General features: G+C 57.9%; 22 protein-coding genes and 1 pseudogene. 15 read left to right on the forward strand and 8 right to left on the reverse strand.

Annotated features, from left to right (window positions below; genetic code table 11):
• Positions 1-14 precede the first annotated feature (14 nt).
• Both LI334_RS12830 and LI334_RS12835 read left to right on the forward strand, forming a co-directional pair.
• A complete protein-coding gene (locus tag LI334_RS12830; RefSeq protein ID WP_227262404.1) occupies positions 15-857 on the forward strand; it encodes a hypothetical protein in 843 nt (280 codons plus the stop codon).
• 120 nt (positions 858-977) lie between these two features.
• A pseudogene (locus LI334_RS12835) lies at positions 978-2,223 on the forward strand (RNA-guided endonuclease InsQ/TnpB family protein).
• Positions 2,224-2,614: 391 nt separating this feature from the next.
• On the opposite strand, the gene LI334_RS12840 reads toward LI334_RS12835, so the two are convergent.
• The 5 genes from LI334_RS12840 to LI334_RS12860 all read right to left on the reverse strand — a co-directional run bounded on the left by LI334_RS12840 (position 2,615) and on the right by LI334_RS12860 (position 6,549).
• On the reverse strand, positions 2,615-4,897 hold the full coding sequence (locus tag LI334_RS12840; protein ID WP_227262406.1) for a copper-translocating P-type ATPase: 2,283 nt from the start codon (positions 4,895-4,897) through the stop codon (positions 2,615-2,617).
• Between the two features lie 146 nt (positions 4,898-5,043).
• Positions 5,044-5,241 carry a heavy-metal-associated domain-containing protein gene (locus tag LI334_RS12845; protein WP_006183483.1) on the reverse strand — a complete coding sequence of 66 codons (198 nt, stop codon included), beginning with the start codon at positions 5,239-5,241 and terminating at the stop codon, positions 5,044-5,046.
• 145 nt (positions 5,242-5,386) lie between these two features.
• Positions 5,387-5,782 (reverse strand): hypothetical protein, encoded by a 396-nt coding sequence (locus LI334_RS12850; protein ID WP_059059115.1) that lies wholly within the window; start codon positions 5,780-5,782, stop codon positions 5,387-5,389.
• A 137-nt stretch (positions 5,783-5,919) separates the two neighbouring features.
• A complete protein-coding gene (locus LI334_RS12855) occupies positions 5,920-6,195 on the reverse strand; it encodes a DUF7521 family protein (protein WP_227262408.1) in 276 nt (91 codons plus the stop codon).
• A gap of 3 nt (positions 6,196-6,198) precedes the next feature.
• Complete coding sequence (locus tag LI334_RS12860; protein WP_049938495.1) at positions 6,199-6,549, reverse strand: ArsR/SmtB family transcription factor; 351 nt, start codon at positions 6,547-6,549, stop codon at positions 6,199-6,201.
• Between the two features lie 114 nt (positions 6,550-6,663).
• On the opposite strand from LI334_RS12860, the gene LI334_RS12865 reads away from it, so the two are divergent.
• Both LI334_RS12865 and LI334_RS12870 read left to right on the forward strand, forming a co-directional pair.
• Complete coding sequence (locus LI334_RS12865; RefSeq protein ID WP_011222420.1) at positions 6,664-7,224, forward strand: DoxX family protein; 561 nt, start codon at positions 6,664-6,666, stop codon at positions 7,222-7,224.
• 28 nt (positions 7,225-7,252) lie between these two features.
• Positions 7,253-7,651, forward strand: a complete 399-nt coding sequence (locus tag LI334_RS12870; protein ID WP_227262410.1) for an SHOCT domain-containing protein — start codon at positions 7,253-7,255, stop codon at positions 7,649-7,651.
• Positions 7,652-7,662: 11 nt separating this feature from the next.
• On the opposite strand, the gene acnA is transcribed toward LI334_RS12870, so the two are convergent.
• Both acnA and LI334_RS12880 read right to left on the reverse strand, forming a co-directional pair.
• Entirely contained in the window at positions 7,663-10,446 is a 2,784-nt protein-coding gene (gene acnA / locus LI334_RS12875; protein ID WP_011222418.1) for an aconitate hydratase AcnA, read from the reverse strand.
• Positions 10,447-10,517: 71 nt separating this feature from the next.
• Complete coding sequence (locus LI334_RS12880) at positions 10,518-10,715, reverse strand: heavy-metal-associated domain-containing protein (RefSeq protein ID WP_049938510.1); 198 nt, start codon at positions 10,713-10,715, stop codon at positions 10,518-10,520.
• A gap of 134 nt (positions 10,716-10,849) precedes the next feature.
• Here LI334_RS12880 and LI334_RS12885 point away from each other — a divergent pair, with 134 nt between their 5' ends.
• From LI334_RS12885 to LI334_RS12910, 7 genes are all read left to right on the forward strand, one after another.
• The gene (locus LI334_RS12885) at positions 10,850-11,440 is read left to right on the forward strand and encodes an AsnC family transcriptional regulator (RefSeq protein ID WP_049938493.1); all 591 of its coding nucleotides are present in this window, start codon (positions 10,850-10,852) and stop codon (positions 11,438-11,440) included.
• Positions 11,441-11,534: 94 nt separating this feature from the next.
• Positions 11,535-14,141, forward strand: coding sequence for a heavy metal translocating P-type ATPase (locus LI334_RS12890; protein WP_227262412.1), 2,607 nt, complete (start codon positions 11,535-11,537; stop codon positions 14,139-14,141).
• Positions 14,142-14,158: 17 nt separating this feature from the next.
• Positions 14,159-14,383, forward strand: a complete 225-nt coding sequence (locus tag LI334_RS13150) for a DUF7123 family protein (RefSeq protein ID WP_004594599.1) — start codon at positions 14,159-14,161, stop codon at positions 14,381-14,383.
• Entirely contained in the window at positions 14,380-15,381 is a 1,002-nt protein-coding gene (locus LI334_RS12895) for a DUF63 family protein (protein ID WP_004594600.1), read from the forward strand. The genes LI334_RS13150 and LI334_RS12895 overlap by 4 nt, the downstream gene beginning before the upstream one ends.
• A 28-nt stretch (positions 15,382-15,409) precedes the next feature.
• Complete coding sequence (locus tag LI334_RS12900) at positions 15,410-16,585, forward strand: NAD(P)/FAD-dependent oxidoreductase (RefSeq protein WP_011222414.1); 1,176 nt, start codon at positions 15,410-15,412, stop codon at positions 16,583-16,585.
• A 319-nt stretch (positions 16,586-16,904) separates the two neighbouring features.
• The gene (locus LI334_RS12905; protein ID WP_004594602.1) at positions 16,905-17,438 is read left to right on the forward strand and encodes a DoxX family protein; all 534 of its coding nucleotides are present in this window, start codon (positions 16,905-16,907) and stop codon (positions 17,436-17,438) included.
• Between the two features lie 6 nt (positions 17,439-17,444).
• Positions 17,445-17,732, forward strand: a complete 288-nt coding sequence (locus LI334_RS12910) for a hypothetical protein (RefSeq protein WP_004594603.1) — start codon at positions 17,445-17,447, stop codon at positions 17,730-17,732.
• A gap of 264 nt (positions 17,733-17,996) precedes the next feature.
• Here LI334_RS12910 and LI334_RS12915 read toward each other — a convergent pair whose 3' ends face one another.
• Entirely contained in the window at positions 17,997-18,536 is a 540-nt protein-coding gene (locus LI334_RS12915) for a universal stress protein (protein ID WP_227262465.1), read from the reverse strand.
• Between the two features lie 294 nt (positions 18,537-18,830).
• On the opposite strand from LI334_RS12915, the gene LI334_RS12920 reads away from it, so the two are divergent.
• The 4 genes from LI334_RS12920 (at position 18,831) to LI334_RS12940 (ending at position 21,270) form a co-directional block, all read left to right on the forward strand.
• Positions 18,831-18,971: a YHS domain-containing protein gene (locus tag LI334_RS12920; protein WP_123538915.1), complete on the forward strand. Its 141-nt coding sequence runs from the start codon at positions 18,831-18,833 to the stop codon at positions 18,969-18,971.
• An 82-nt stretch (positions 18,972-19,053) separates the two neighbouring features.
• The gene (locus tag LI334_RS12925) at positions 19,054-19,647 is read left to right on the forward strand and encodes an AsnC family transcriptional regulator (RefSeq protein ID WP_123538914.1); all 594 of its coding nucleotides are present in this window, start codon (positions 19,054-19,056) and stop codon (positions 19,645-19,647) included.
• A gap of 12 nt (positions 19,648-19,659) precedes the next feature.
• Entirely contained in the window at positions 19,660-20,298 is a 639-nt protein-coding gene (locus LI334_RS12930; protein ID WP_123538913.1) for a MaoC/PaaZ C-terminal domain-containing protein, read from the forward strand.
• Between the two features lie 348 nt (positions 20,299-20,646).
• Positions 20,647-21,270 (forward strand): ABC transporter ATP-binding protein, encoded by a 624-nt coding sequence (locus LI334_RS12940; RefSeq protein WP_123538911.1) that lies wholly within the window; start codon positions 20,647-20,649, stop codon positions 21,268-21,270.
• Positions 21,271-21,361 lie beyond the last annotated feature (91 nt).

Raw genomic sequence — 21,361 nt, forward strand, 5'->3', positions numbered from 1 at the left:
GAATACACAGTGAGATGACTCGGCTCGTCTTCTATCACCACCCCCAGGCCGAGAATTTCTCACTCAAATATAGCTCGGCATCGGTAGCAGAAATCCGGTCTCAGCGAGAGCAATCCGATGAGTCGACAAAACTCATCGGATACCCCTTCGAAACACCGGTCTATGTGCTCTACGAAGGCGATTCAGAGATCGAATCAGCCCAAGATATTGACTTCGATCAGGAATGGCTGAGCGACCGTATTCGTGACCTCCCCCGTCCTGGGCAAGTTGTCGCTTTCCGGTTAGTAGAGTTGCTCGAAGCCGCGGTCGATGTTCGCGATGAGGATGAGTTCCGGCTCTACAAGGAGTTCGAACCACAAAAGATCCAGCAGGCACTCGATCACGTCTCCTGGGGAGCACCACTTCCGACCGTCGCTGGAGAGGTGATGTCGAATTTGATCCTCCGACATTCCCTCCCGAATGCGAATCATCGAACTGGCATCGCGATGCTGCAGTTCTGTATTGAGAGTGTGGAGCCGGATTTTGAGATGCCACGAACGCACGTCGACGACGATACCTGGCGAGAGTGGGTTGATCCTTATATTGTTGATTCTAAGCGGCTCATCACGGTCCGCCGGAACAACCTCCGTTTCAAGCAACTCGAAGAGCTGAACGTCGACCTCGTCGAACGGAAAGACGGAATCCAAATCCGATTAGCCGAGTTCGAGCTGGATATGCACTGGCGAGAAGCCCTCTCAGAGTACGCTGAGCAGCACGAATCCCACTGTACGGACTTTGCACAGTCAGTTCTCGAACGAGCAGAGCGGGACGATCTGCTCGACCGTCAAGGACCAACGAAACAAGAGTTCATAGCGTAACAGCGGGGAAACCCACCCCTTCAGGGGTGGGACGAAGCGCGTACACTCCGTGCGACAACCCACCGACGACGACGGGGTCGACCCCCAATACTTTTGAACCACCAAAACTACATATGATGTATGGAGAAGCGGCGTACTGTCCCGGTCAAGCTTGACGTGGACAGTGACGACGCCGCACTCCTCGAAGACACCGTCGACGAGTTTCTCTGGGCCGCCAACTACGTCACACGCCACGCGTTCGAGGGCGAATACGTCACGACGAGCAAAACCACGCTCCACGACGACACCTACGAAGACGTGCGCGACGAAACGGCGTTGCACAGCAATCACGTCCAAGCCGCCCGAAACAAGGCTGCTGACGCCTGCAAGAGCGTGGTCGAGAAGTGGAAAAACGGCAAGAAAGCGTCGAGGCCGTATTTCACCAGCCCCCATCTCGTCTACGACCATCGCACCGCCACCTTCCACGACGAGTCCGTGTCGCTGGCGACTGTTGACGGTCGCATCGAAGCCGACTACGTGCTCCCCGACAACGAGCGAGAGACGCCCCACGCGGAATACATCTTCTCGGACGAGTACGAAACCACGGGAGCCGAACTGCACTACTCGAACGGCAGCTGGATGCTTCACATCCACTGCAAAATGGAGGTGGAGTCCGACACGCCGGAACAGGATGCCACCGAGAACAGAACGGTTCTCGGGGTAGACCTCGGCGTGAACAATCTGGCCGTCGCCTCGACGGGCACGTTCTGGACTGGTGATGAGTTCGACCACTGGCGGCGCGAATACGAGAACCGCCGTGGCGATCTCCAGCAGTGCGGGACGCGATGGGCGCATGAGAACATCCAATCCGTTGGACGGAAAGAGAAAGGCCGATTCAAGATCACGCTCCACCGTATATCGAACGAGTTGGTAGCTGAAGCCCGCGAGTACGAGTGTTCGGTGATAGCGTTCGAAGACCTGACGGACATCCGTGACCGCACTGGGGCGTCGTGGGGACACAAGTGGGCGTTCAACCGCCTCTACGAATACGTCCAGTACAAGGCCGCCGAGTACGGCATCGACGTAGAGCAGGTTGACCCGGAGAATACCTCTCGGCGGTGTTCGACGTGTGGGTTTACGCACCCGGATAATCGTGAGAGTGAGTTGTTCGAGTGTCTGAAGTGTGGCTACGAGAACCACGCTGACTACAACGCCGCGAAGAATATTGGACTGCGGTATCTCCGTCGGACCCAAACTGGCTCCGGTGGAGGCGCACCCGTAGGCGTGCGCTTGAACAGCGGGACGCTGAACGCGAACGGGGCGTATGATTCTCCTGCCGACAGTGTCGGCCAGAGCGGGAGTCCACGCTGAACGCCCACGGCTTTAGCCGTGGGCTAGCTTACCACGTATCTGGAGAACGGACTGGTCGAACGGGACTTCAGAGAAATGTTCTGATCAGTCGCGAAGTTCGGCGACTGACTGACCAACCTCACGGACGTGTTCACTTCGCTCGAGGTCGAGTTCCTCGGCGAGGTAGTCAACCGTCTCTTCGAGGCTCATACTAGAAAGAAACCCGTCTAACGGTATAAACCTAGTGCTGGCGCAGCAATGTAGCCCATCAGAGGAAGCGTCTGTGTATACCGAACTATGCACCCTTCGGGAAAACTGTGGAATCGGTGACTGCATAGCGATACCCACCGAAATTACGCAGTGTCGCCATTTGCTGTCCACCAACCGGACTCAATTGAATGAAACCCTCCGAAGCGATCGGGAGCGTTTCAGTCAGCAGGCTGTGCCTCCGTGGATGGTGTGCTGCCTGGCAGTTCGGGGATGGACAGGTCCACGCGGCGGAGGAGCTGGGCGTTGATCGCGACGATTACTGTACTCAACGACATCAGAAGCGCACCCACAGCGGGAGACAGCAGAATCCCGATCGGTGCCAACACGCCTGCTGCGAGCGGAATCGCGAACACGTTGTAGCCGGCGGCCCAGACGATGTTCTCCTGCATCTTCCGGTAGCTCGCCTTACTGAGTTTCACGAGTCGCACTACATCCATCGGGTTGTTCTGCACGAGGATGACATCTGCCGACTGGACGGCGACGTCGGTGCCGCTCCCGATGGCGATCCCGACGTCGGCTCGCGTCAGCGCCGGCGCATCGTTCACACCGTCGCCGACCATCCCCACCAGCTTCCCCTGGTCCTGGAGTTCCTGCACTTTCTCATCCTTGTCCTCGGGGAGGACCTCAGCGAACACCGTGTCGATACCCAGTTCGTCAGCGACAGCGTTGGCGACGTCCTGGGAGTCCCCCGTCAGCATCGCCACCTCGATGCCCAAGTCGTGGAGGGCATCGACGACGCGGAAACTCTCCTCACGAATCACGTCGGCCATCGCGAAGGCGGCGATCAGCTCTCCGTCACGAACGAGATACACCACAGTCTGGGCGTTCTGACCGGCCTCGTCAGCGAAGTGCTGGAGATGGTCGGGAATTTCGCTATCGAGTTGGGCCAACAGGTTCGGGCCACCGACGTACACCTCGTTTCCGTCGACATTCGCCCGGACCCCTCGTCCTTTGATCGCCTCGAAGGCTGTCGCGTCAGGAGTAGTTACATCTCGCTCGTCGGCGGCCTCACGGATCGCTCGGGCGATCATGTGTTCGGAGTCACTCTCGACGGCTGCCGCCAGCCCGAGCGCGTCGTCCTCGTCAACGCCGTCGACGGTCGCCATATCCACGACGCCGTGTTCACCCTCAGTAAGCGTCCCTGTCTTGTCGAAGATGATGGCATCCAAGTTCCGCGCGTCCTCCATCGCAATTCGGTCGCGGACGAGCATCCCGTTGCGCGCTGCAAGTGAGGTGTTGATCGCGACGACCAGCGGGATGGCGAGCCCGAGGGCGTGTGGGCAGGCGATGACGAGCACCGTCACGACTCGCTCGATGACCGTCGCGTCGAACGAGACTGCGACCGTCCACGCAATCGCGGTCACGACTGCCGCCCCGAGCGCGACGTAGAACAGCCAGCCGGCCGCCCGGTCGGCCAACACTTGCGTCTTGGACTTGCTCTGTTGAGCTTCCTCGACGAGGCGCATGATGCCCGCGAGTGTTGTCTCCTCGCCCGTCGCACCGACGCGAACACGGAGACTCCCGTCGCCGTTGATGGTGCCGCCGATGACCTCGTCGCCAGGCTCTTTCGAGACGGGCTTGGACTCGCCGGTGATCATCGACTCGTTGACGTCGGAGTCACCCTCCTCGACGGTGCCGTCAGCAGGGACACTCGCGCCCGGCCGGACGAGCACGAGATCGCCTTCCGAGAGCTCACTGACGGGAACTTCTTCGGTCTCCCCGTCGTCGGTGATACGCTCGGCGGTGTCTGGCATCAGTTTCGCCAGTTCGTCGAGCGCGCTGGAGGCCCGCCGGACCGACCGCATCTCGATCCAGTGGCCCAGCAGCATGATGTCGATCAGCGTGACGAGCTCCCAGAAGAACGCCGACTGTGTGGGGAAAATCACGCTCGCGAGGCTGTAGACAAACGCGACGGTGATCGCCATCGAGATCAACGTCATCATCCCCGGCGACCGGTCTTTCAGCTCCGGGAGTGCCATCTGGAGGAATGGAACGCCACCGTACGCGAAGACGATGACCGCGAAGACGGGGTTGATCCACTCGCTGCCCGGGAATACAGGGACGGAGAAGCCGAGCCACTCCTGTAGCATTTCGCTGTACAGGAGAACGGGAATCGACAGGAGCGTCGAAACGAAGAAACGGCGCCGGAACATCTGCTCGTGGCCCTCGTGCATCCCGCCATGCCCCTCACCGTGGCCCTCATGGGAACCGTGGCCGTGCCCGTCGCCCTCGTGTCCGGCGTGTTCGTGCTGCTCGTGGGACGCCATCTCACCTGCCGCAGCAGGGTGAGCTTCCTCCTCTAGTAGCTCCTGTTCTACCCCTTCCTCGTCAGATTCCGCGACCGCTTCATCGTGCTCACCGTGTTCGTGCTGGTGACTGGTGGTGTCCGGCTGGTCCTCTCCTCCCGGGGAATTCTCAGTTGTATCTTTGTGGTCGTCCATGAGTCATGTTCTCTATTGAGGTGGTTCCGCCGGCTTCTTGAATCTTCGGCCCTGAGACCGTACAGCAGGACCAGCGTAGACGAGCTCCGAAGACAACAGTTAGTCGTCGTCTCGAAGCGACTTGTGCTATCCGCAGCGCACGATACTCAGGCGTGAGCGGTGTATCCCGCGTCTTCGACGGCCGCCACGAGGGCCGTGACCTCTGCCTCACCGTCGACACTTGCCTGTTCACTCTCCCTGTCGACGGTCACGGAAGTCACGCCAGTGACCTCTTCAAGGGCCTCTTCAACCGTCTGCTCGCAGTGACCGCACGACATTCCTTCCACGGTGATGGTCGTCGTCATACAGAGGTACATACGGCTCCCTCCCTTTAGCGGATTTCCCCTTCGATTATGCTGGTCTCTTGGGGGTCAAACTTTAGATTCCAAGTGATACGTGCAGCCGAAACGAACCAAATTTCAGATTCAGCAACTGACGATGCGGGAAGACTCAGGTACCGTTGTGGCGCTCCAGATACGTCTTCGCCGCTAAAAAGACGTATAGTGCGCCGATAGCCCGAATACCCGAGCGGAATCGCTCGTTCCATTCGACCGACTCCGGACGCTCGTACAGGAACGCGGTGGCAAATCTTCGATACAGATCGGGAAACAGGAAGACGATAGCGCCGAACACACCGGTAAGATTCATCAGCCACGCGTATGCTCGCCCATTGAGGAGGGAAATCGCAGCTATCAGAACGCCCTCAGACCGGATAGCTGGGCGGACCCACCCTCTCACTGTTCCCCCGCTTCGATTCGCAATCGCAAGTTTCTCGAAGAGACTGACGATTTTGTCCGGGAACAGCGCTGAGAGAGCGCCAAGGACACCCACGAGTGTTCGAATCATACGATACTGTACGACCGGTACGGACATAATTCCCGCTGCGACCCTACACTGGTGAGAATAAGGGGAATCCGAACAATAGCGACTTCGAATGAGGAACAACGCCCAGAGGCCGCTTCTCGAATGAACGTCCCGAATCCTCAGGGGTTCGGGGCATACAGGGCGTAGAGAATCGATAGCATCCCGGCGGCGGTGATGAGTGCTGCGACGAATCCTGCTTCGAAAATCGACACTTGGAGGAGTTCGAAGAGCACGCCCTCGAGGAGGCCGCCGAGCCCGACCAGCGCGAAGCCAGCCGCGACGTACAGGAGTAACTGCGTGTGATGCCGTTGGTATCCGCGATAGGCCTGGTAGGCGATCACCAGCGCCAGGGCGGTCGTGAACAGCTTGCCGATGACGAATAACGTGTGTTCCATGAGTCAGTCTCCCCGCATTTCCTCGAAGATGGACGTAATCCGGTCGGCGGGGTCCGGCCGAACATCGATCTGCACGTCGAAGCCCTCTGCTTGGAGGAGTACTTCGACACGCTCGAGTCGCGCCTCGTACTCGCTGTAGTGCCGTCCGCCGGGGTCGACGTGCGTGTACTCCTCGAGGAGGCCCTGCTCGACGAGGCGGGTGACACGCCGCGAGACGGTCGGGCGTGACATATCGCATTCCTCGCTGAGCTCCTTCGCGGAGAGTCGGTCGGTCTTCGTCGCCACGAGGATGTTGCGGGCGTACTCGTCGTCGAGTGTGGCGAAGATGTCCGACGGGTCGGCCTCCTCAGTCACACGTCCGTACTCGCTACAGGAGGGTAATATAGCCCGCCGGTTTTCTGACTCAGAACGCCGGCTCGCTATTATATCGTCTCTACCCGCCTACTGATAGTTGAAGGTGCAATAATTATGTCCACACTCGACTCCGGCATGAACCAGCTTGAGAGCAGAGTCGGCGGCCTGACCGTCGGCGGGAAAGTCCACAGCCTCAGCGCGTGGTTCGTGCTGGCGCTCCGTCTCATGATGGGCTACGCGTTCGCGTACTCCGGCTTCACGAAGATCACCGGCGAGTTCGCGGCCGGCGGCTACCTCTCGAACGTTGCGGCGACGAACGGCAACCCGCTGGCGGGCCTGTTCGCGTGGATGGGTTCGACGCCGTGGTTTGTCGAGTTCGCGAACGTCGCCGTGCCGTACGGCGAGCTGTTCATCGGCCTCGGCCTCCTCGTCGGCGCGTTCGTCCGCCTCGCGGCGTTCTTCGGCGCGCTGATGATGCTCATGTTCTACTTCGGCAACTGGGACATGGGTCACGGGTTCATCAACGGGGACTTCGCGTACATGCTCGTGTTCCTCGCGGTCGCCGCGTTCGCCGCGGGCCGCATCCTGGGCCTCGACCAGTACATCGAGAACTACGACGTCGGCGGCGAGACGCTCGTCGAGCGCTACCCCGCCCTCGAATACATCCTCGGCTAACCACGCCGAGACCTTTGGGAGTACAACAATGCAAAATCCAATTCAAGCACGCGGGATTCGTTCTCTGGGACTCATCGTCGTTGGGGCACTGACTCTGGCCGTCGTCGCCGGAATGGCGCTAACACACGCGACCGTCCCAGAATCAATGATGTGGAGCTGGCACGACGGCATGTGGAACAGCGGCCACATGGCCGGCTGGGGTGGCTGGGGCTGGGGGATGATACTGTTCGGGCTCCTGTGGATGGCACTTCTGATCGCCCTCCCAGTCTACGCCGTTTACTGGCTGACAACGCGGTCCCCTACGGACGGCCATACTGATGACAGCGCACTCGCTGTTCTCCAAGAACGGTACGCTCGTGGCGAAATCGACGACGAGGAGTTTGATCACCGTCGCGCCCGCCTGGTGTCCGACGACGATCGTTTCTGACCGCGTTGGTGTTACTGTCTGAGGAGGCGTCTGAGGACGTAGTGGAGGATTCCGCCGTGTTCGATATAGGTTACGGCGGCCGGCGTGCCGACCTGTGCTGTGACCGGGAACTCGACAGTCGACCCGTCCGCACGCTCGGCGATAACGGTCAGTTCGTCCATCACGTCGAGCCCGTCATCGAGGCCGTGGATCGTGAAGACCTCCGACCCATCCAGACCGAGAGATTCCCACGAGTCGCCATCATCGAACTGCAGGGGAAGCACACCCATGCCGACGAGGTTGTCGCGGTAGATGCGCTCGTAACTCTCGGCGATGGTTGCGCGGACACCGAGCAGGTCCGTTCCTTTCGCCGCCCAGTCCCGGCTAGACCCAGTTCCGAACTCCTCGCCAGCCATCACGACGAGCGGTATCCCCTCGTCCCGATAGCGGCGACTGGCTTCGAACACCGTGGTTTGTTCGTCGGTCGGGTGGTGGATCGTGTAGCCACCCTCGACGTCGTCGAGCATCTCGTTCTCGATTCGGACGTTGGCGAACGTCCCCCGCATCATCACCTCGTGATTGCCCCGACGTGCGCCGTAGGTGTTGAACTCGTGTGGCTCGACACCGTGATCGAGCAGCCACTGACCTGCGGGGAGGTCGGGACCGAACGGGCCGGCTGGACTGATGTGGTCGGTCGTAACGGTATCGCCGAGCGTCAGTAGACAGCGTGCGTCCTCGATATCGGCGACGCCGGGTTTCTCTACCGGGAAGTCCTTGAAGAACGGCGGTTCACGGATGTATGTCGAGTCCTCATCCCACTCGTAGACGTCACCCGTGGGCGCGTCGAGAGCAGCCCATCGCTCATCGCCCTCGAACACGGAGGCGTACTTCTCCTCGAACATCTCCGGAGAGACGTTCTCGTGGATTGCGGCCTGCACGTCCGCTGCGTCCGGCCAGATGTCCGCCAGATAGACTGGGTTACCCTCATCGTCAGTGCCCAGCGGCTCGTGTTCGAGATCGATGTCCATCCGCCCTGCGAGCCCGTAGGCGACGACGAGCGGCGGGCTCGCGAGGTAGTTCGCGCGGATCTTCGGGTGGATACGCGCCTCGAAGTTCCGGTTCCCGGAGAGAACGCTCGTCGTCCAGAGGTCGTGGTCGTCGATTGCCTGCTCGATGGGATCGGGAAGCGGCCCAGCGTTACCGATACAGGTGGTACAGCCGTAGCCGACGACGGCGTACCCGAGCTCTTCGAGATACGGAAGCAGCCCCGATTCTTCGAGATACTGCGTGACGACACGGCTACCCGGTGCGAGACTCGTCTTGACGTACGGCGGGACGTCTAGGCCTTTCTCGACGGCGTTCTGGGCGAGCAGTCCAGCAGCGATCATCACCGACGGGTTCGACGTGTTCGTACAGCTCGTGATGGCGCTGACGAGGACGTCTCCGTGTCCGATTTCGACCGTCTCACCGTCGAGGTCGACCTCGACACGTTTGGTTAACGGGTGCAGTTCCGATTCGGGTTCGACCTGAACGCCACCGTCGGTCTCCGCATCAGCTGCACCACCCTCACCGAGCCACCGCTGCAAGGCGTCCTCGTCGACATCATCGAGGTCGTCCTCGAACTCCCCGTGGAGAAGTCCCCGGAAGCTCTGTTTCACGTCCCCCATCGGAATCCGGTCCTGTGGCCGCTTGTGTCCGGCCAGACTCGGTTCGACTGTCGAGAGGTCGAACTCGACGACCTCAGTATATTCTGGTTCCTGTTCCCCGAACAGCCCTTGGGCTTCGAGGTACTCGCGAACGAGGTCGACGTGGTCGGGATCACGCCCGGTGAGTTCGAGATACTCGAGCGTCTGCTCGTCGACCGGGAACATACTGATCGTCGAGCCCTGTTCGGGCGCCATATTGGCGATCGTGGCCCGGTCGGGGACTGTGAGATTCTCCACACCGGGACCGAAGAACTCCACGAACCGGTCGACGACGCCGACCTCGCGGAGTCGTTCGGTGATGTGGAGCACGAGATCCGTAGCCGTCGCGCCCTCGGGTAATTCGCCTTCGAGACGGACGCCGACGACCTCGGGGAGTTTCATCGTGACCGGTTGACCGAGCATCGCCGCTTCCGCTTCGATGCCGCCGACGCCCCAACCGACCACACCGATGCCACCGATCATCGGGGTGTGGCTGTCCGTGCCGACGAGCGTGTCCGGCAGGAGCCAGTTCTCGCCGTCTTGCTCGCGGGCGTGGACGACCCGACCCAGATGTTCGAGATTCACCTGGTGGACGATACCGGTCCCCGGCGGGACGACGTTGAAGTTCTCGAAGGCGTTCTGCGCCCACTTGATCGCGCGATACCGTTCGGCGTTTCGCTCGTACTCCAGTTCGACGTTCTTCTCGTAGGCGTCCTCGGAGTCGAAGTAGTCGACCTGGACGCTGTGGTCGATCACGAGATCAATAGGAATCTCCGGTTCGACCAGGGTGGGATCTCGGTCTTTGCGGTCGACCTCGGATCGAAGGGCCGCCAGGTCGACGACTGCGGGTACACCGGTGAGATCTTGCAGGACGACTCGTGATGGAGAGAACGGAACCTCTGCGTCCGGTACGTCTGGCTTCCAGCCAGCAGCATTCTTGACATCCGCTGCAGTAACAGTTTCGCCGTCGGCGTTCCGGAGCACCGACTCAAGCAGAATACGGATGCTCACAGGGAGCGTGTCGAGGTCACAGAGCCCCTGCTCTTCGAGTGCTCGAAGATCGGCCATCTTGTACGTCGTCCCGTCGACGTCGAGCTCGCGGACGGCATCGAACGGAAGTGTATCAGTCATAGTATCTACACCTGGGATTGGCAGTCGTATCAATCCCTCTCCGAATCCGATTCGACGAGAATCGGGATTTGTTACGCAGAGGCATCGTATCCAGCGTCTTCGACCACAGTCACAAGCTCATCCCGTTCAGCGGACCCCTCGACCGTCGCGGATTCTGAGTCACGATCCGCAGTAGCGGACGTAACCCCCTCAACTTCTTCGAGTGCCTCTTCGACGGTCTGCTCGCAATGTTCACAGGTCATTCCTTCGACGGTGATTGTCTGAGTCATATCCATTCGTAGATAGGGGCGAGTATTCTATGTGGTTTTCTGCTTAGAATCCAATGTTGTCGCAGCCCTAGATCACCGATTTCGAAGGTGTGTTGTGGGCAACAATAATGTATCCTGCGAGACGAAGCGGTCGTATGCGCGATTTGGATGAAACCGACTTAGAAATCCTCTCGTTACTCGCTGATGACGCCCGCCGCCCGTTCAGCGATATTGGCGAGGAGGTCGACTTGTCGGGGCCAGCCGTTTCTGACCGGGTAAAGCGATTACAGGAAGCTGGCATCATTAACAACTTCACGATTGACGTCAACCGGGCTCATCTCCGAGCTGGTGTACCGGTATTTATTCAGGCCGAAATCGGCTCAGCGTCGTTGGAGGCCGCCCGCGAGCGGGCTCGAGAGTCAGATGGCGTTGAACACGTCTTCACGACCTCCGAAGGAGATCTTTGGTTCTATGCCCGTGTTGAAGCCCAGAACGTACGTCAGTGGGTAGATGGACTCTTTAACGAGATCGATGTAGCAGATTACACCGTCACACTAATTGACGAGCTTGAATGGACGCCGTCCGTTGATGGCGTCGAATTTGCACTCACCTGTGCTGAATGTAACAATACCGTTGATAATCAAGGTGAAACGACGAGAATCGACGGAGAGATCTATCACTTCTGTTGTCCGTCCTGTCTCACACGGTTCGACGATCGGTATCAGCGACTCGAAGAGGGAGCGTAACGCTGTCTTTGGAATCCAAATTTTCCTGCAGTCGAAACCCCGCCTCTCGAAGCAGTAAATCGCCTAAACCTAGACCCCGTATAGTAGAACAAGCATGACAAGCCAAACAATCCATCTTGATATCACGGGAATGTCCTGCGCCAGCTGTTCGGCGACGATCCAGGACACTCTCGAATCGCTCGACGGGGTATCGGAGGCGGATGCGAACTTCGCCACCGACGAGGGTTCCGTCACCTACGACCCTGAAGAGGTATCGCTCAAAGAAATCTACGACGCGATCGACGAGGCCGGGTACGGCGCAGTCTCTGAGACGGTAACGATTGCCATCTCCGATATGACCTGTGCCAACTGCGCCGAGACCAACCAAACCGCTCTTGAAAATATTCCGGGCGTCGTTAATGCGGAGGTCAATTACGCAACCGACGAAGCACAGGTCACCTACAATCCTGCGGAAGTATCTATTGGTGCGCTGTACGATGCTATCGAGGAGGCTGGCTACTCGCCCGTCCGCGAAGATGGTGCCGACGAAGAGTCGGGCCAGGACGCACGAGATGCCGCCCGTCAAGCCGAAACTCGGAAACAACTCAGGTTGACCCTCTTTGGGGCAGTGTTATCGGCACCGTTGCTCTTCTTCCTCATCGACAATTATCTGCTCGGTGGCGCGATCGTCCCTGAAGCCGTCTTCGGTGTGGAACTTGGCTGGGTTGAGTTCCTCCTCGCCACGCCGGTACAGGCGATCCTCGGCTGGCCGTTCTATAAGAACTCGTACAAGGCGATCGTGAAGAACGGCCGCGCCAATATGGACGTGCTGATTGCGATCGGTTCAACAACGGCCTATCTATACTCTGTGGCAGTCCTTGCTGAACTCATTGCAGGTGGACTTTATTTCGACACGGCAGCCCTCATCCTCGTGTTCATCACGTTGGGTAACTATCTCGAAGCTCGGTCGAAGGGCCAAGCGGGTGAGGCCCTCCGAAAGCTCCTCGAAATGGAAGCCGAAACGGCGACCATTGTCCGCGAGGACGGCAGTGAAGAAGAAGTTCCGCTTGAAGAGGTCACAACTGGTGACCGGATGAAAATCCGTCCAGGTGAGAAGATTCCCACAGACGGTGTCGTTGTCGACGGTCAGTCTGCCGTCGACGAGTCAATGGTCACTGGCGAATCTGTGCCTGTCGAGAAAGAGGAGGGCGATGAGGTCGTCGGCTCGACGATTAACGAGAACGGCGTCCTTGTCGTGGAGGCGACGAAGGTTGGAGAAGACACGGCCCTCCAACAGATCGTCCAGACAGTCAAGGAGGCCCAGTCGCGCCAGCCCGACATCCAGAATCTCGCCGACCGCATCTCCGCGTACTTCGTGCCTGCGGTCATCGCGAACGCCCTTCTCTGGGGTGTCGTCTGGTTCCTGTTCCCCGAGGCGCTCGCTGGCTTCGTCGACTGGCTCCCGCTGTGGGGTCAGGTTGCTGGCGGCCCGGCCCCGGTCGGTGGGACCGTTTCAGTCTTCGAGTTCGCGATAATTGTCTTCGCGTCCTCGATCCTCATCGCCTGTCCCTGTGCGCTGGGGCTGGCGACGCCCGCAGCGACGATGGTCGGGACGACGATTGGTGCCCAGAACGGCGTCCTGTTCAAGGGCGGTGACATCCTCGAACGCGCAAAAGACGTCGACACGGTCGTCTTCGACAAGACGGGCACCCTCACGGAGGGTGAAATGGAACTCACCGACGTGGTCGTCTTTGATAGCGATGGAAATGTGGTGACTGACGGTGGCGAGCCGACCCCAGATGGTGGACAGCTCAGCACCCGTGAGCGCCTCTCAGAGGATGATGTGCTTCGACTGGCGGCGATAGCTGAAAGCGGCAGCGAACACCCGCTCGCCCGTGCAATCGTCGAAGGGGCCGAAGAACGCGGCCTGGACGTGACTGAGCCTGACGACTTCGAGAACGTTCCGGGCCACGGGATCAAAGCAGTCATTGGTGACAGCGAGGTGCTGGTCGGCAACCGCAAGCTGCTGCGGGACAACGGGATCGACCCCTCTCCCGCTGAGGAGACGATGGAACGCCTCGAGAACGAGGGGAAGACGGCGATGCTGGTCGCCTACGAGGGGGAGCTCGTGGGTGTGGTCGCCGACGCCGACACAGTGAAGGAAAGCTCCAAGCAGGCTGTCACAGCACTCCAGGAGCGGGGAGTTGACGTGATGATGATTACGGGCGACAACGAGCGAACTGCCCGTGCGGTCGCTAAACAGGTGGGTATCGACCCGAAGAACGTCCGCGCAGGAGTCCTTCCTGAGGACAAGTCCAACGCGGTCGACAGTATTCAAGACGAGGGCCGGCAGGCGATGATGGTCGGTGACGGCGTCAACGACGCTCCGGCACTCGCGGTCGCACACGTCGGGACAGCAATCGGCTCCGGCACCGACGTCGCCATCGAAGCTGCAGACGTCACGCTGATGCGAGACGACCCGCTCGACGTGGTAAAGGCGATCCGAATCTCAGACGCGACACTCCAGAAGATCAAACAGAACCTCGTGTGGGCGCTCGGTTACAACACGGCGATGATTCCGTTAGCGTCGCTCGGCCTCCTCCAGCCCGTGCTCGCTGCAGCAGCAATGGCGTTCTCGTCGGTGTCGGTGCTGACGAACAGTCTCCTGTTCCGGCGGTACACCCCCGATCACGACTACAAGCTCTTCGGATTTCTTCGCTAACCGTCACCTCTAGATCAATGTCGAATATTTCCCGGCACACGGTTCGAAGGTACCTCGTCGAGACAGCCAGTAGCGAACCGACATACCTCCGGGCTCGCGAGATTGCCAGCGACCTCGACGGATCTCCCAAGGCAGTCGCGCAGTATCTCAGCCAGCTCCAGGACGAACTCACAATCGTTTCACTCGAACAGTGGGGGCGCTCGAAAAGCACGACGTGGCGATTGGAGGTGAACGGGTCGTGAGTACTGTCACCCGCCGCGTCGAGACTGTCCTTCCGGAGACCGGCTCACGCGAGTGGTGGGCGCTGTACCTGCTGGCCCCGCTCGTCCTCCTCGGTGGGGGCATCCTCGTGTTTCCGACGTTGGTCTACGACCGGTTCATCTGGCAGTATCTCTGGGGACCAGTCGTCGCCGATGCGGCCGGTCAGCCAGTCACGCACGAGGGGGTTCGTGCTGTCCAGGGCTACAACGCGGTGAACACGGTAATCTACCTCGCGGCAGTCGTATACAGCCTCCCCGGACTACGTGCGTATCTCGACCAACTCGACGTCACGTTCGACGCACGACTGGCCTACGGGTTCGCTCCGATCATCATCGCAGGTGGGGCGATGCGCGCCCTCGAGGATCTCGGGCTGCTCGGGGACTACGCGGTGTGGTTCATCACGCCATCGATTTACATCGTCGTCACCGCTGTCACCATCCTCGCGCTCGGTGTCGGTGCACTCTTGCGTGACCAAAATATCGGATCTATCCCGCTAACAGTCGGGCTCGTCGGGTCGGTGTGGGCTGTCGGGGCCGTCTGGTGGGCTGTTTGGCACGGCCTCTCGACATCGACCCCACTCCGCCTATGGGTTCCTGTCGCGACGACGGGGATAGCGCTCGGCGTAACCGCACTCTACTACTGGGGCGCGAGTTTCGTCAATATCACACACCTTCGACACCCGCTAATTCTGCTGGCCGTTTTCGGCCAGTTGTGGGACGCTGCGCAGAATCTCATCGGTGTGACGTTCCTCGGCTACTCCCCAAAGCTGGTCGTGACGAATCTCGTGTACCAGGCGACTGGATTCTCCGGATCGACGTTCGTGCTGAAACTCGTCGTGACTGTCGGCATCGTGTGGTATCTCGCCGATGCGAAAGAGGAGATGAATCACACGTGGTGGTGGCTTATGACGTTCTTCATCGGAGCGATCGGACTCCCGATGGGCGTTCGTGGGTCACTTCGGATGCTGTTGGGAGCTTAACGATGGCCTCAAAGATTGGCAAAAACCGATGACACGAACGTCCAAAATTGCGGTAATAGGTGGAGGGATGGCCGGGCTTGCAGCAGCTGCTGGATTCGACGACGCTGGATTCGTCGTCGAACTATATGAGCGGCAGTCCTACGATAGCAAACGCGTTAATTGCGGAGAAGCGATGACAGCGGTATCGAAGATCCCACTCGAGCCGACTGTAGAGAACGGCTTTCTCAATCCGCTGCCAGCGATGGAAGTGGAGGTGTATGACGGAATCGACGCCGATCGCCACCGCACTGGAGCCGGCACCTTTCCTGCTGCGGATACATATATAACGGACCGAAATGTCGTTGAGCAGTCCTGGGCAGAACAACTCTCAGAGAAGGGTGTTGACATCCACGAAAACCAGTCTATCACACGGACAGATTTCCACGAGTTCACCGATGAGTATGATCTCGTCGTTGATGCAACCGGTCAGCCATCACTCTCTAGTAAAGCGCTCGGAACAACCAACGAGTATTCAGGATATATGGTAGCGCTTAACAGTGATGTCGAAGGGGACTTCACCGAGTTGTACCCGAACAGCCGGATAATTCTGGAGAACTATACAGGGTACTCGTGGGCATTCCCGAAGACATCGCAACGAGCCAACGTTGGTATCGGCTGGACGGTCAGTGACCGGCCTAGTGATTATATGAAGGCATTGAGGGAAGCCTGTAAGCGGAATGGGTGGCCAGTCCCGTCGCAGGAACGGACGAACGTCGCAATCATTCCCGAGGGACCCAGTCTCGATCCCGACAGAACCTATCTACCGGAGCATTCCGTCGTACGGGTTGGTGATGCTGCAGGTATCGCAAACCGACTCACTGGAAAAGGGATTTCACAGGCCGTTGAATCGGGATTCTTGGCCGCAGAGTTGGCTAACAGCGGCCAATTACACAATTTTCCTGACAGTTTATATCAGAGGATGAAAACGGAGTACATTTTCGCCACAGTTGTGAGATACTTTCTTGAAACTCGTAATCCCAAGGTTCTGGGAGCAGCAATTCGTGCCGCTGCCGGGATCGATATTGAAGACGTTGACCGGTCTCCGAGTACAGTTCTACTGCGTCTCCTCCGCCACCCTGTTTTGTTTGCCCGTATTTTCTCGAGACGACGAGTTTTAAACCGTGTCTATGGAGGAATGACTAACCAATGGGAGTTGATTAATTGACATCCGCTCGAGTTAAATTCTCAGAATCTGTTAGCTACTGGGAGGATCGGTAAGTACAGAGGATTAAATCAGCAAATGGAGTCCCTCAAGCGAATTTTCCGAGATCCAGAATTCGGTGGGCTCGGCTTCATCAGTGTTCCCGCTTACACGCCCCAGCACACAATCAGTCCGTAGAGGGTGACCGAATTCCTTCTTGAGAATCATCCAACTCACCTCGGATATCCGCGTTCCTGAAATGAGCCCCGACTCTTAGAAATCACGAACACCATCAATCTTTTTTACTACATCTGACAAAATCAGCCGTGAGGTGAAGTATGCCATGTCAACTCAATCCATCCGTACGAATTTTCTCGGAACCGAGACGTCGTTCTCGGTCTCGGGAGCCTGGTTGTCGTATTGGATCCTGCTGCTCCGGCTGACCGCCGGGTGGTGGATGCTCCACGCTGGCCTTGACAAAATCTGGGCGTGGCCCTTCGACGCCAGCTGGTTCGTCGGCGGAGCCGCTCAGGGCACGATTCTCGCCCCCTTCGTCACGCCGTTCAGCGACGGCATCCTGTTGGCGTTCGTCAACGTGGCGGTACCGCTTGGGCAAACCGCCATCGGTCTCGGGCTGATACTCGGTGTCCTCACGAGGACCGCCGCCTTCTTTGGTGCCTTCATGATGCTGTTCTTCTACTTCATCAACGGCTACGGTGGCGGCTGGGCCAACGGTATGGTCACGGGTGAACTCCTTGGGATCATGGTCTTCGGAACCATTGTGGCACTTGGAGCGGGCGGCGTCCTGGCAGTCGATAACCGCCTGCGTGAGATGGAACTGTTCGAGAACACGCGATTACGGAAACTCCTCGGGTGACTACCAATGAGTGACTTATCAACGGCAGACCAAATCGCCATGTACGTCGGCGGTGGCCTGGTTGTCTTGGGCGTCGTCGTGATCGGCCTGCTCGACATGCTACTGGGAGCCGGGCACCCAGTCGATAGCGAGGGAGCAATCGAACACGCTGCAGTGGTCCCCATCGACATTAGGGCGGGCATCATCCTGCTCGGCTTGGTGATTTGGGGACTCGTCGCCGTTTACAAGTTTGCCGCAGGGTCGGCACCGTCGGGATCGACTACGGGCCAAACCCCATCCGGCATGGACGACTAGTTCAACAACTCAGTCCGTGGAGCCATTTGCCAGTTAACTTTTCGCGTTGCTCGCACTAACGTCCATCTGATGCACCTAAACGTGAAGACAAACACGATTTTCAGGAGTAGCCCTGTCGTTTCTTGGTTTTCCTTCTGGTCAGTACGCGCGCTTTATTCAGCAGAACGAACTTAACACTCTTTGGTTTGGTAGAAGAAACGGGGATTAATACGCAATTAGAATTTCCGAATTTAAGACTGAAATTAGTATATTACAAATAATATTTCAATATAGCCTTGACTTCCGATTCTGGTTTGTCTTTCGAAGAAAGGTGTACGGGTGTTTTTTCAATTCAGCTGTCCTTCGGTTAATCGTTAGAACGGGGTAATCTGCTTCCTCGATCACTTGAGCTGCGACGCTTCCCTGTAATAGCCGACGAATGCCAGTCAATCCTCGTGTCCCCATTGTAACAAGGTCGATGTCAGTCACCTCAGTGTATTTGAGAATCTCCTGCTGAGGTTGACCAAAGCTCAACGTAGTTCGGACAGGAACGTCCAAGGTCGCTGCCTTCTCCGTAATGTCCTCCAAGAGCCGAGTTCCCCGCTGTTCCCAAGAGTCAGTGACCTCTTCCCACGTGAATCCAGGCCGACTCGAATAGGACTGTTCGGAAATGATAAAAAGTCCATGTAGGGTTGCATCATACCGTTTAGCAATTTGTAGCCCATGTTTGAAGGCCACAGATGCCTCGTCGTATCCATCCGTAGGCACGAGAATATCTGTGAACTGACTAGTAGATAACTCTCCTACCGGATCAGAGGGATCCATATCAGGTATCGTCAAGACAGGAAGGGTCTTCACTGCTCGTGATTGTCGTGTGGTGGATCGTGACCCATAGGTTTAGAATTGGTTCAGACTCCAGTATTTATATAGGACACAGATAGGAATCCGTTGGTATACTCGAACGATAGTTCGGGATTGTGAGGTACTAACCGTTGATTGTGGAGTCAGAAAAGCCAAACCGTGCAGCACGGCTCAAATCGCTATGTATCCCGACTTTGGATTGCTAAGAACAAATTGCTTGATTCAGGCCCTCGTACCATTGATGTGGGGTGAAACCGAATGGCAACTGATCCAGTCTGTGGAATGGACGTCGATGAAAGTGATCCGGCGGCCACAACTGAGTACGACGGTCAGACGTACTACTTCTGTGCCGAGGGCTGCAAGGAGACGTTCACCTCGACACCGGAGGATTACGTCTAACCGTCACACCCCACACCTGCGTCGTAGCTCCCCCACACCCACCCCCATTCACCCGATCCCCTCACCCCCATTCCGCCTTTCGATGACCCAACCAGAACTTGACGACACGGATCGCGAAATCCTCCGTCTTTTAGCGGAGAACGCGAGACGACCCTACAGCACTATTGCTGAGGCTGTAAATCTTTCACCCCCGTCCGTTTCAGCACGCGTCCGTCAGTTGGAGCAAGATGATGTCATTCGTCGATTCACCGTTGATCTCGACCTCACACAGTACGAAAACCGGATACACGTCATGGTACGCCTCCAGCCTGAGCTCGGAAAGACAGATTCACTTCGAGAATCGATCCTCAAGGCCCCATACGTAGAACACGTATTCACAACTGCTGAGGGCGAGATCGTGGTTGTTGCGACACCGCCGCGGACTACGGTCGGAAACTGGGTGCAGCACAGTCTACCACTGAGTGACGTGCGACGATACGACGTGCAACTGCTGTCAAGCGCCACCCGTTCAGCCTATGCCAACGGTACTGAATCCGTACTTACGTGCGCACACTGTGGAACCACTATCAGCGAAGACGGAATAGCTACCCGCGTTGGTGGATCACTCCAGCAGTTCTGTTGCAAAGACTGCGAGACCGCGTTCAAAGGAGAGCACGAGAATCCTCAAGAAAAGTAGAACTACAGATCAATGCCTGTTGACCCCGTCTGTGGGATGGAAGTCTCACAAGAAACTGCCGACCCGACTATCGAACACGACGACAAAGTGTATCACTTCTGCTCGGAAGACTGTCGAGCAGTGTTCGAGGAAGTACCTGAGAAGTATACCGAAACGCCACATCCGCATCTCGTTGAATCGGGAGGAATGACGCTCCCCCGAGTGCCATACGGTCGAGCCACTGGAGAGTTCGATCTCTCGATAACCGACCCATCTTCACTTAGCACGGGAGATAGTGTTCGCTTCTCGAAGACGATCACAGACGAGGATGTTAGGAAATTTGCAGAGGCGACCGGAGATACAAACGCGGTCCATCTCAACGAGGCATTCGCTGAAAAGACCCGGTTTGGCCACCGCATCGCTCATGGAACGCTCGTCTCGGGAATGATAAGTGCTGCACTCGCGTGCTTTCCCGGAGTCACGATCTATATTTCCCAGAATTTGGAATTCCGCCGACCAGTCAGCATTGATGACACCCTGACGGCCCGATGTGAGATCACCGACGTTCTCGATAACGACCGATACGAACTCACAACACAGATCGAAGATGATAGTGGAAGCCTCGTTCTCGATGGGGCAGCCACCGTTCTGATCGATCCCCTACCGGACTGAATCCGGCAGGGCTGTCGTGTTGACCACGACGAGATTCCCGAGACCGTCGTATGACATCTGTTGTAGACCAACTCGGAGGCCCATCTAATCAGAAGGGGTATTCGATTCGATAAGTCCGAAAACTCGGCCATCACAGAATAGTGCGGAGGAAATACTACTATTCAGGGTCGCGTTGACAGTGTCGTTTTGGATTTGAAAGAGTAATCGGAGTGAATTAGGAGCGTGTACATGTAGCTGACAATGGGATCATCCACAACTACTACGCCAGAAGGGAACAGTAGTGAGGTACTCGTTCGTGCTGAGGGAGTCGAAAAAACGTACGGGTCAAGACTCCCATTCACACGATCTGTGACCGTCTTGACCGGTGCCGATCTCGAAATTCGGACGGGGGAAATCGTCGGGATCGTCGGCGCGAACGGGTCGGGCAAATCCACGCTCATGAACATCCTCGTCGGTGTCCTCGAACAGGATTCCGGAACAGTCGAACGGACGGGAACCGTTGGCTGGTGTCCACAGGAACCACTGCTTTACGACCGCTTGACGGTCGGAGAGACGTTCCGACTGTTCGGTTCCGGATACGGAATGACCGCCGAAGAAATCGACGAGGCCAAACACCGCTTGGCGTCGAAACTCGATTTCGAGCAGTACCTTGACTACCGAATCGACCAACTCAGTGGTGGAAACCGGCAGAAAATCAATCTCAGTATCGCCCTGATGCACGATCCGGACGTCCTCATGCTGGACGAGCCCTACACTGGATTCGACTGGGAAACGTATCTCACGTTCTGGGATCTCGCTGAGGAACTCGCTGCCGACGGAACAGCTGTCACGATGATTTCACACCTGATCGAAGAGCAAAGTCGTCTCGACCGCATCTATGAGGTTCGTGACGGACAGGTCTACGACGTGACTGACCAGGAAGGCGAGACTGATGCAACGGCCAGTGAACGGGGGGAAGAGACCGATGAATAGGGTTTGGACGGGGATTCGGGCGAACGTCTCCACCTTCCTCAGAACCCCCCTGAATGTTGTCCTAGCACTTCTCCTTCCGATTGTCGTTATC

This window comes from Salarchaeum japonicum, assembly GCF_020614395.1.
GTDB classification, from domain to species: Archaea; Halobacteriota; Halobacteria; order Halobacteriales; family Halobacteriaceae; genus Salarchaeum; species Salarchaeum japonicum.

Excerpts from the sequence above, each read along its gene's own strand:
- LI334_RS12830 (WP_227262404.1), top strand. The coding sequence starts at position 15 with ATGACTCGGCTCGTCTTCTATCACCACCCCCAGGCCGAGAATTTCTCA.
- LI334_RS12840 (WP_227262406.1), bottom strand. The coding sequence starts at position 4,897 with ATGGACGACCACAAAGATACAACTGAGAATTCCCCGGGAGGAGAGGAC.
- LI334_RS12845 (WP_006183483.1), bottom strand. The coding sequence starts at position 5,241 with ATGACGACGACCATCACCGTGGAAGGAATGTCGTGCGGTCACTGCGAG.
- LI334_RS12850 (WP_059059115.1), bottom strand. The coding sequence starts at position 5,782 with ATGATTCGAACACTCGTGGGTGTCCTTGGCGCTCTCTCAGCGCTGTTC.
- LI334_RS12855 (WP_227262408.1), bottom strand. The coding sequence starts at position 6,195 with ATGGAACACACGTTATTCGTCATCGGCAAGCTGTTCACGACCGCCCTG.
- LI334_RS12865 (WP_011222420.1), top strand. The coding sequence starts at position 6,664 with ATGTCCACACTCGACTCCGGCATGAACCAGCTTGAGAGCAGAGTCGGC.
- LI334_RS12870 (WP_227262410.1), top strand. The coding sequence starts at position 7,253 with ATGCAAAATCCAATTCAAGCACGCGGGATTCGTTCTCTGGGACTCATC.
- acnA (WP_011222418.1), bottom strand. The coding sequence starts at position 10,446 with ATGACTGATACACTTCCGTTCGATGCCGTCCGCGAGCTCGACGTCGAC.
- LI334_RS12880 (WP_049938510.1), bottom strand. The coding sequence starts at position 10,715 with ATGACTCAGACAATCACCGTCGAAGGAATGACCTGTGAACATTGCGAG.
- LI334_RS12885 (WP_049938493.1), top strand. The coding sequence starts at position 10,850 with ATGCGCGATTTGGATGAAACCGACTTAGAAATCCTCTCGTTACTCGCT.
- LI334_RS12890 (WP_227262412.1), top strand. The coding sequence starts at position 11,535 with ATGACAAGCCAAACAATCCATCTTGATATCACGGGAATGTCCTGCGCC.
- LI334_RS13150 (WP_004594599.1), top strand. The coding sequence starts at position 14,159 with ATGTCGAATATTTCCCGGCACACGGTTCGAAGGTACCTCGTCGAGACA.
- LI334_RS12900 (WP_011222414.1), top strand. The coding sequence starts at position 15,410 with ATGACACGAACGTCCAAAATTGCGGTAATAGGTGGAGGGATGGCCGGG.
- LI334_RS12905 (WP_004594602.1), top strand. The coding sequence starts at position 16,905 with ATGTCAACTCAATCCATCCGTACGAATTTTCTCGGAACCGAGACGTCG.
- LI334_RS12910 (WP_004594603.1), top strand. The coding sequence starts at position 17,445 with ATGAGTGACTTATCAACGGCAGACCAAATCGCCATGTACGTCGGCGGT.
- LI334_RS12915 (WP_227262465.1), bottom strand. The coding sequence starts at position 18,536 with ATGGATCCCTCTGATCCGGTAGGAGAGTTATCTACTAGTCAGTTCACA.
- LI334_RS12920 (WP_123538915.1), top strand. The coding sequence starts at position 18,831 with ATGGCAACTGATCCAGTCTGTGGAATGGACGTCGATGAAAGTGATCCG.
- LI334_RS12925 (WP_123538914.1), top strand. The coding sequence starts at position 19,054 with ATGACCCAACCAGAACTTGACGACACGGATCGCGAAATCCTCCGTCTT.
- LI334_RS12930 (WP_123538913.1), top strand. The coding sequence starts at position 19,660 with ATGCCTGTTGACCCCGTCTGTGGGATGGAAGTCTCACAAGAAACTGCC.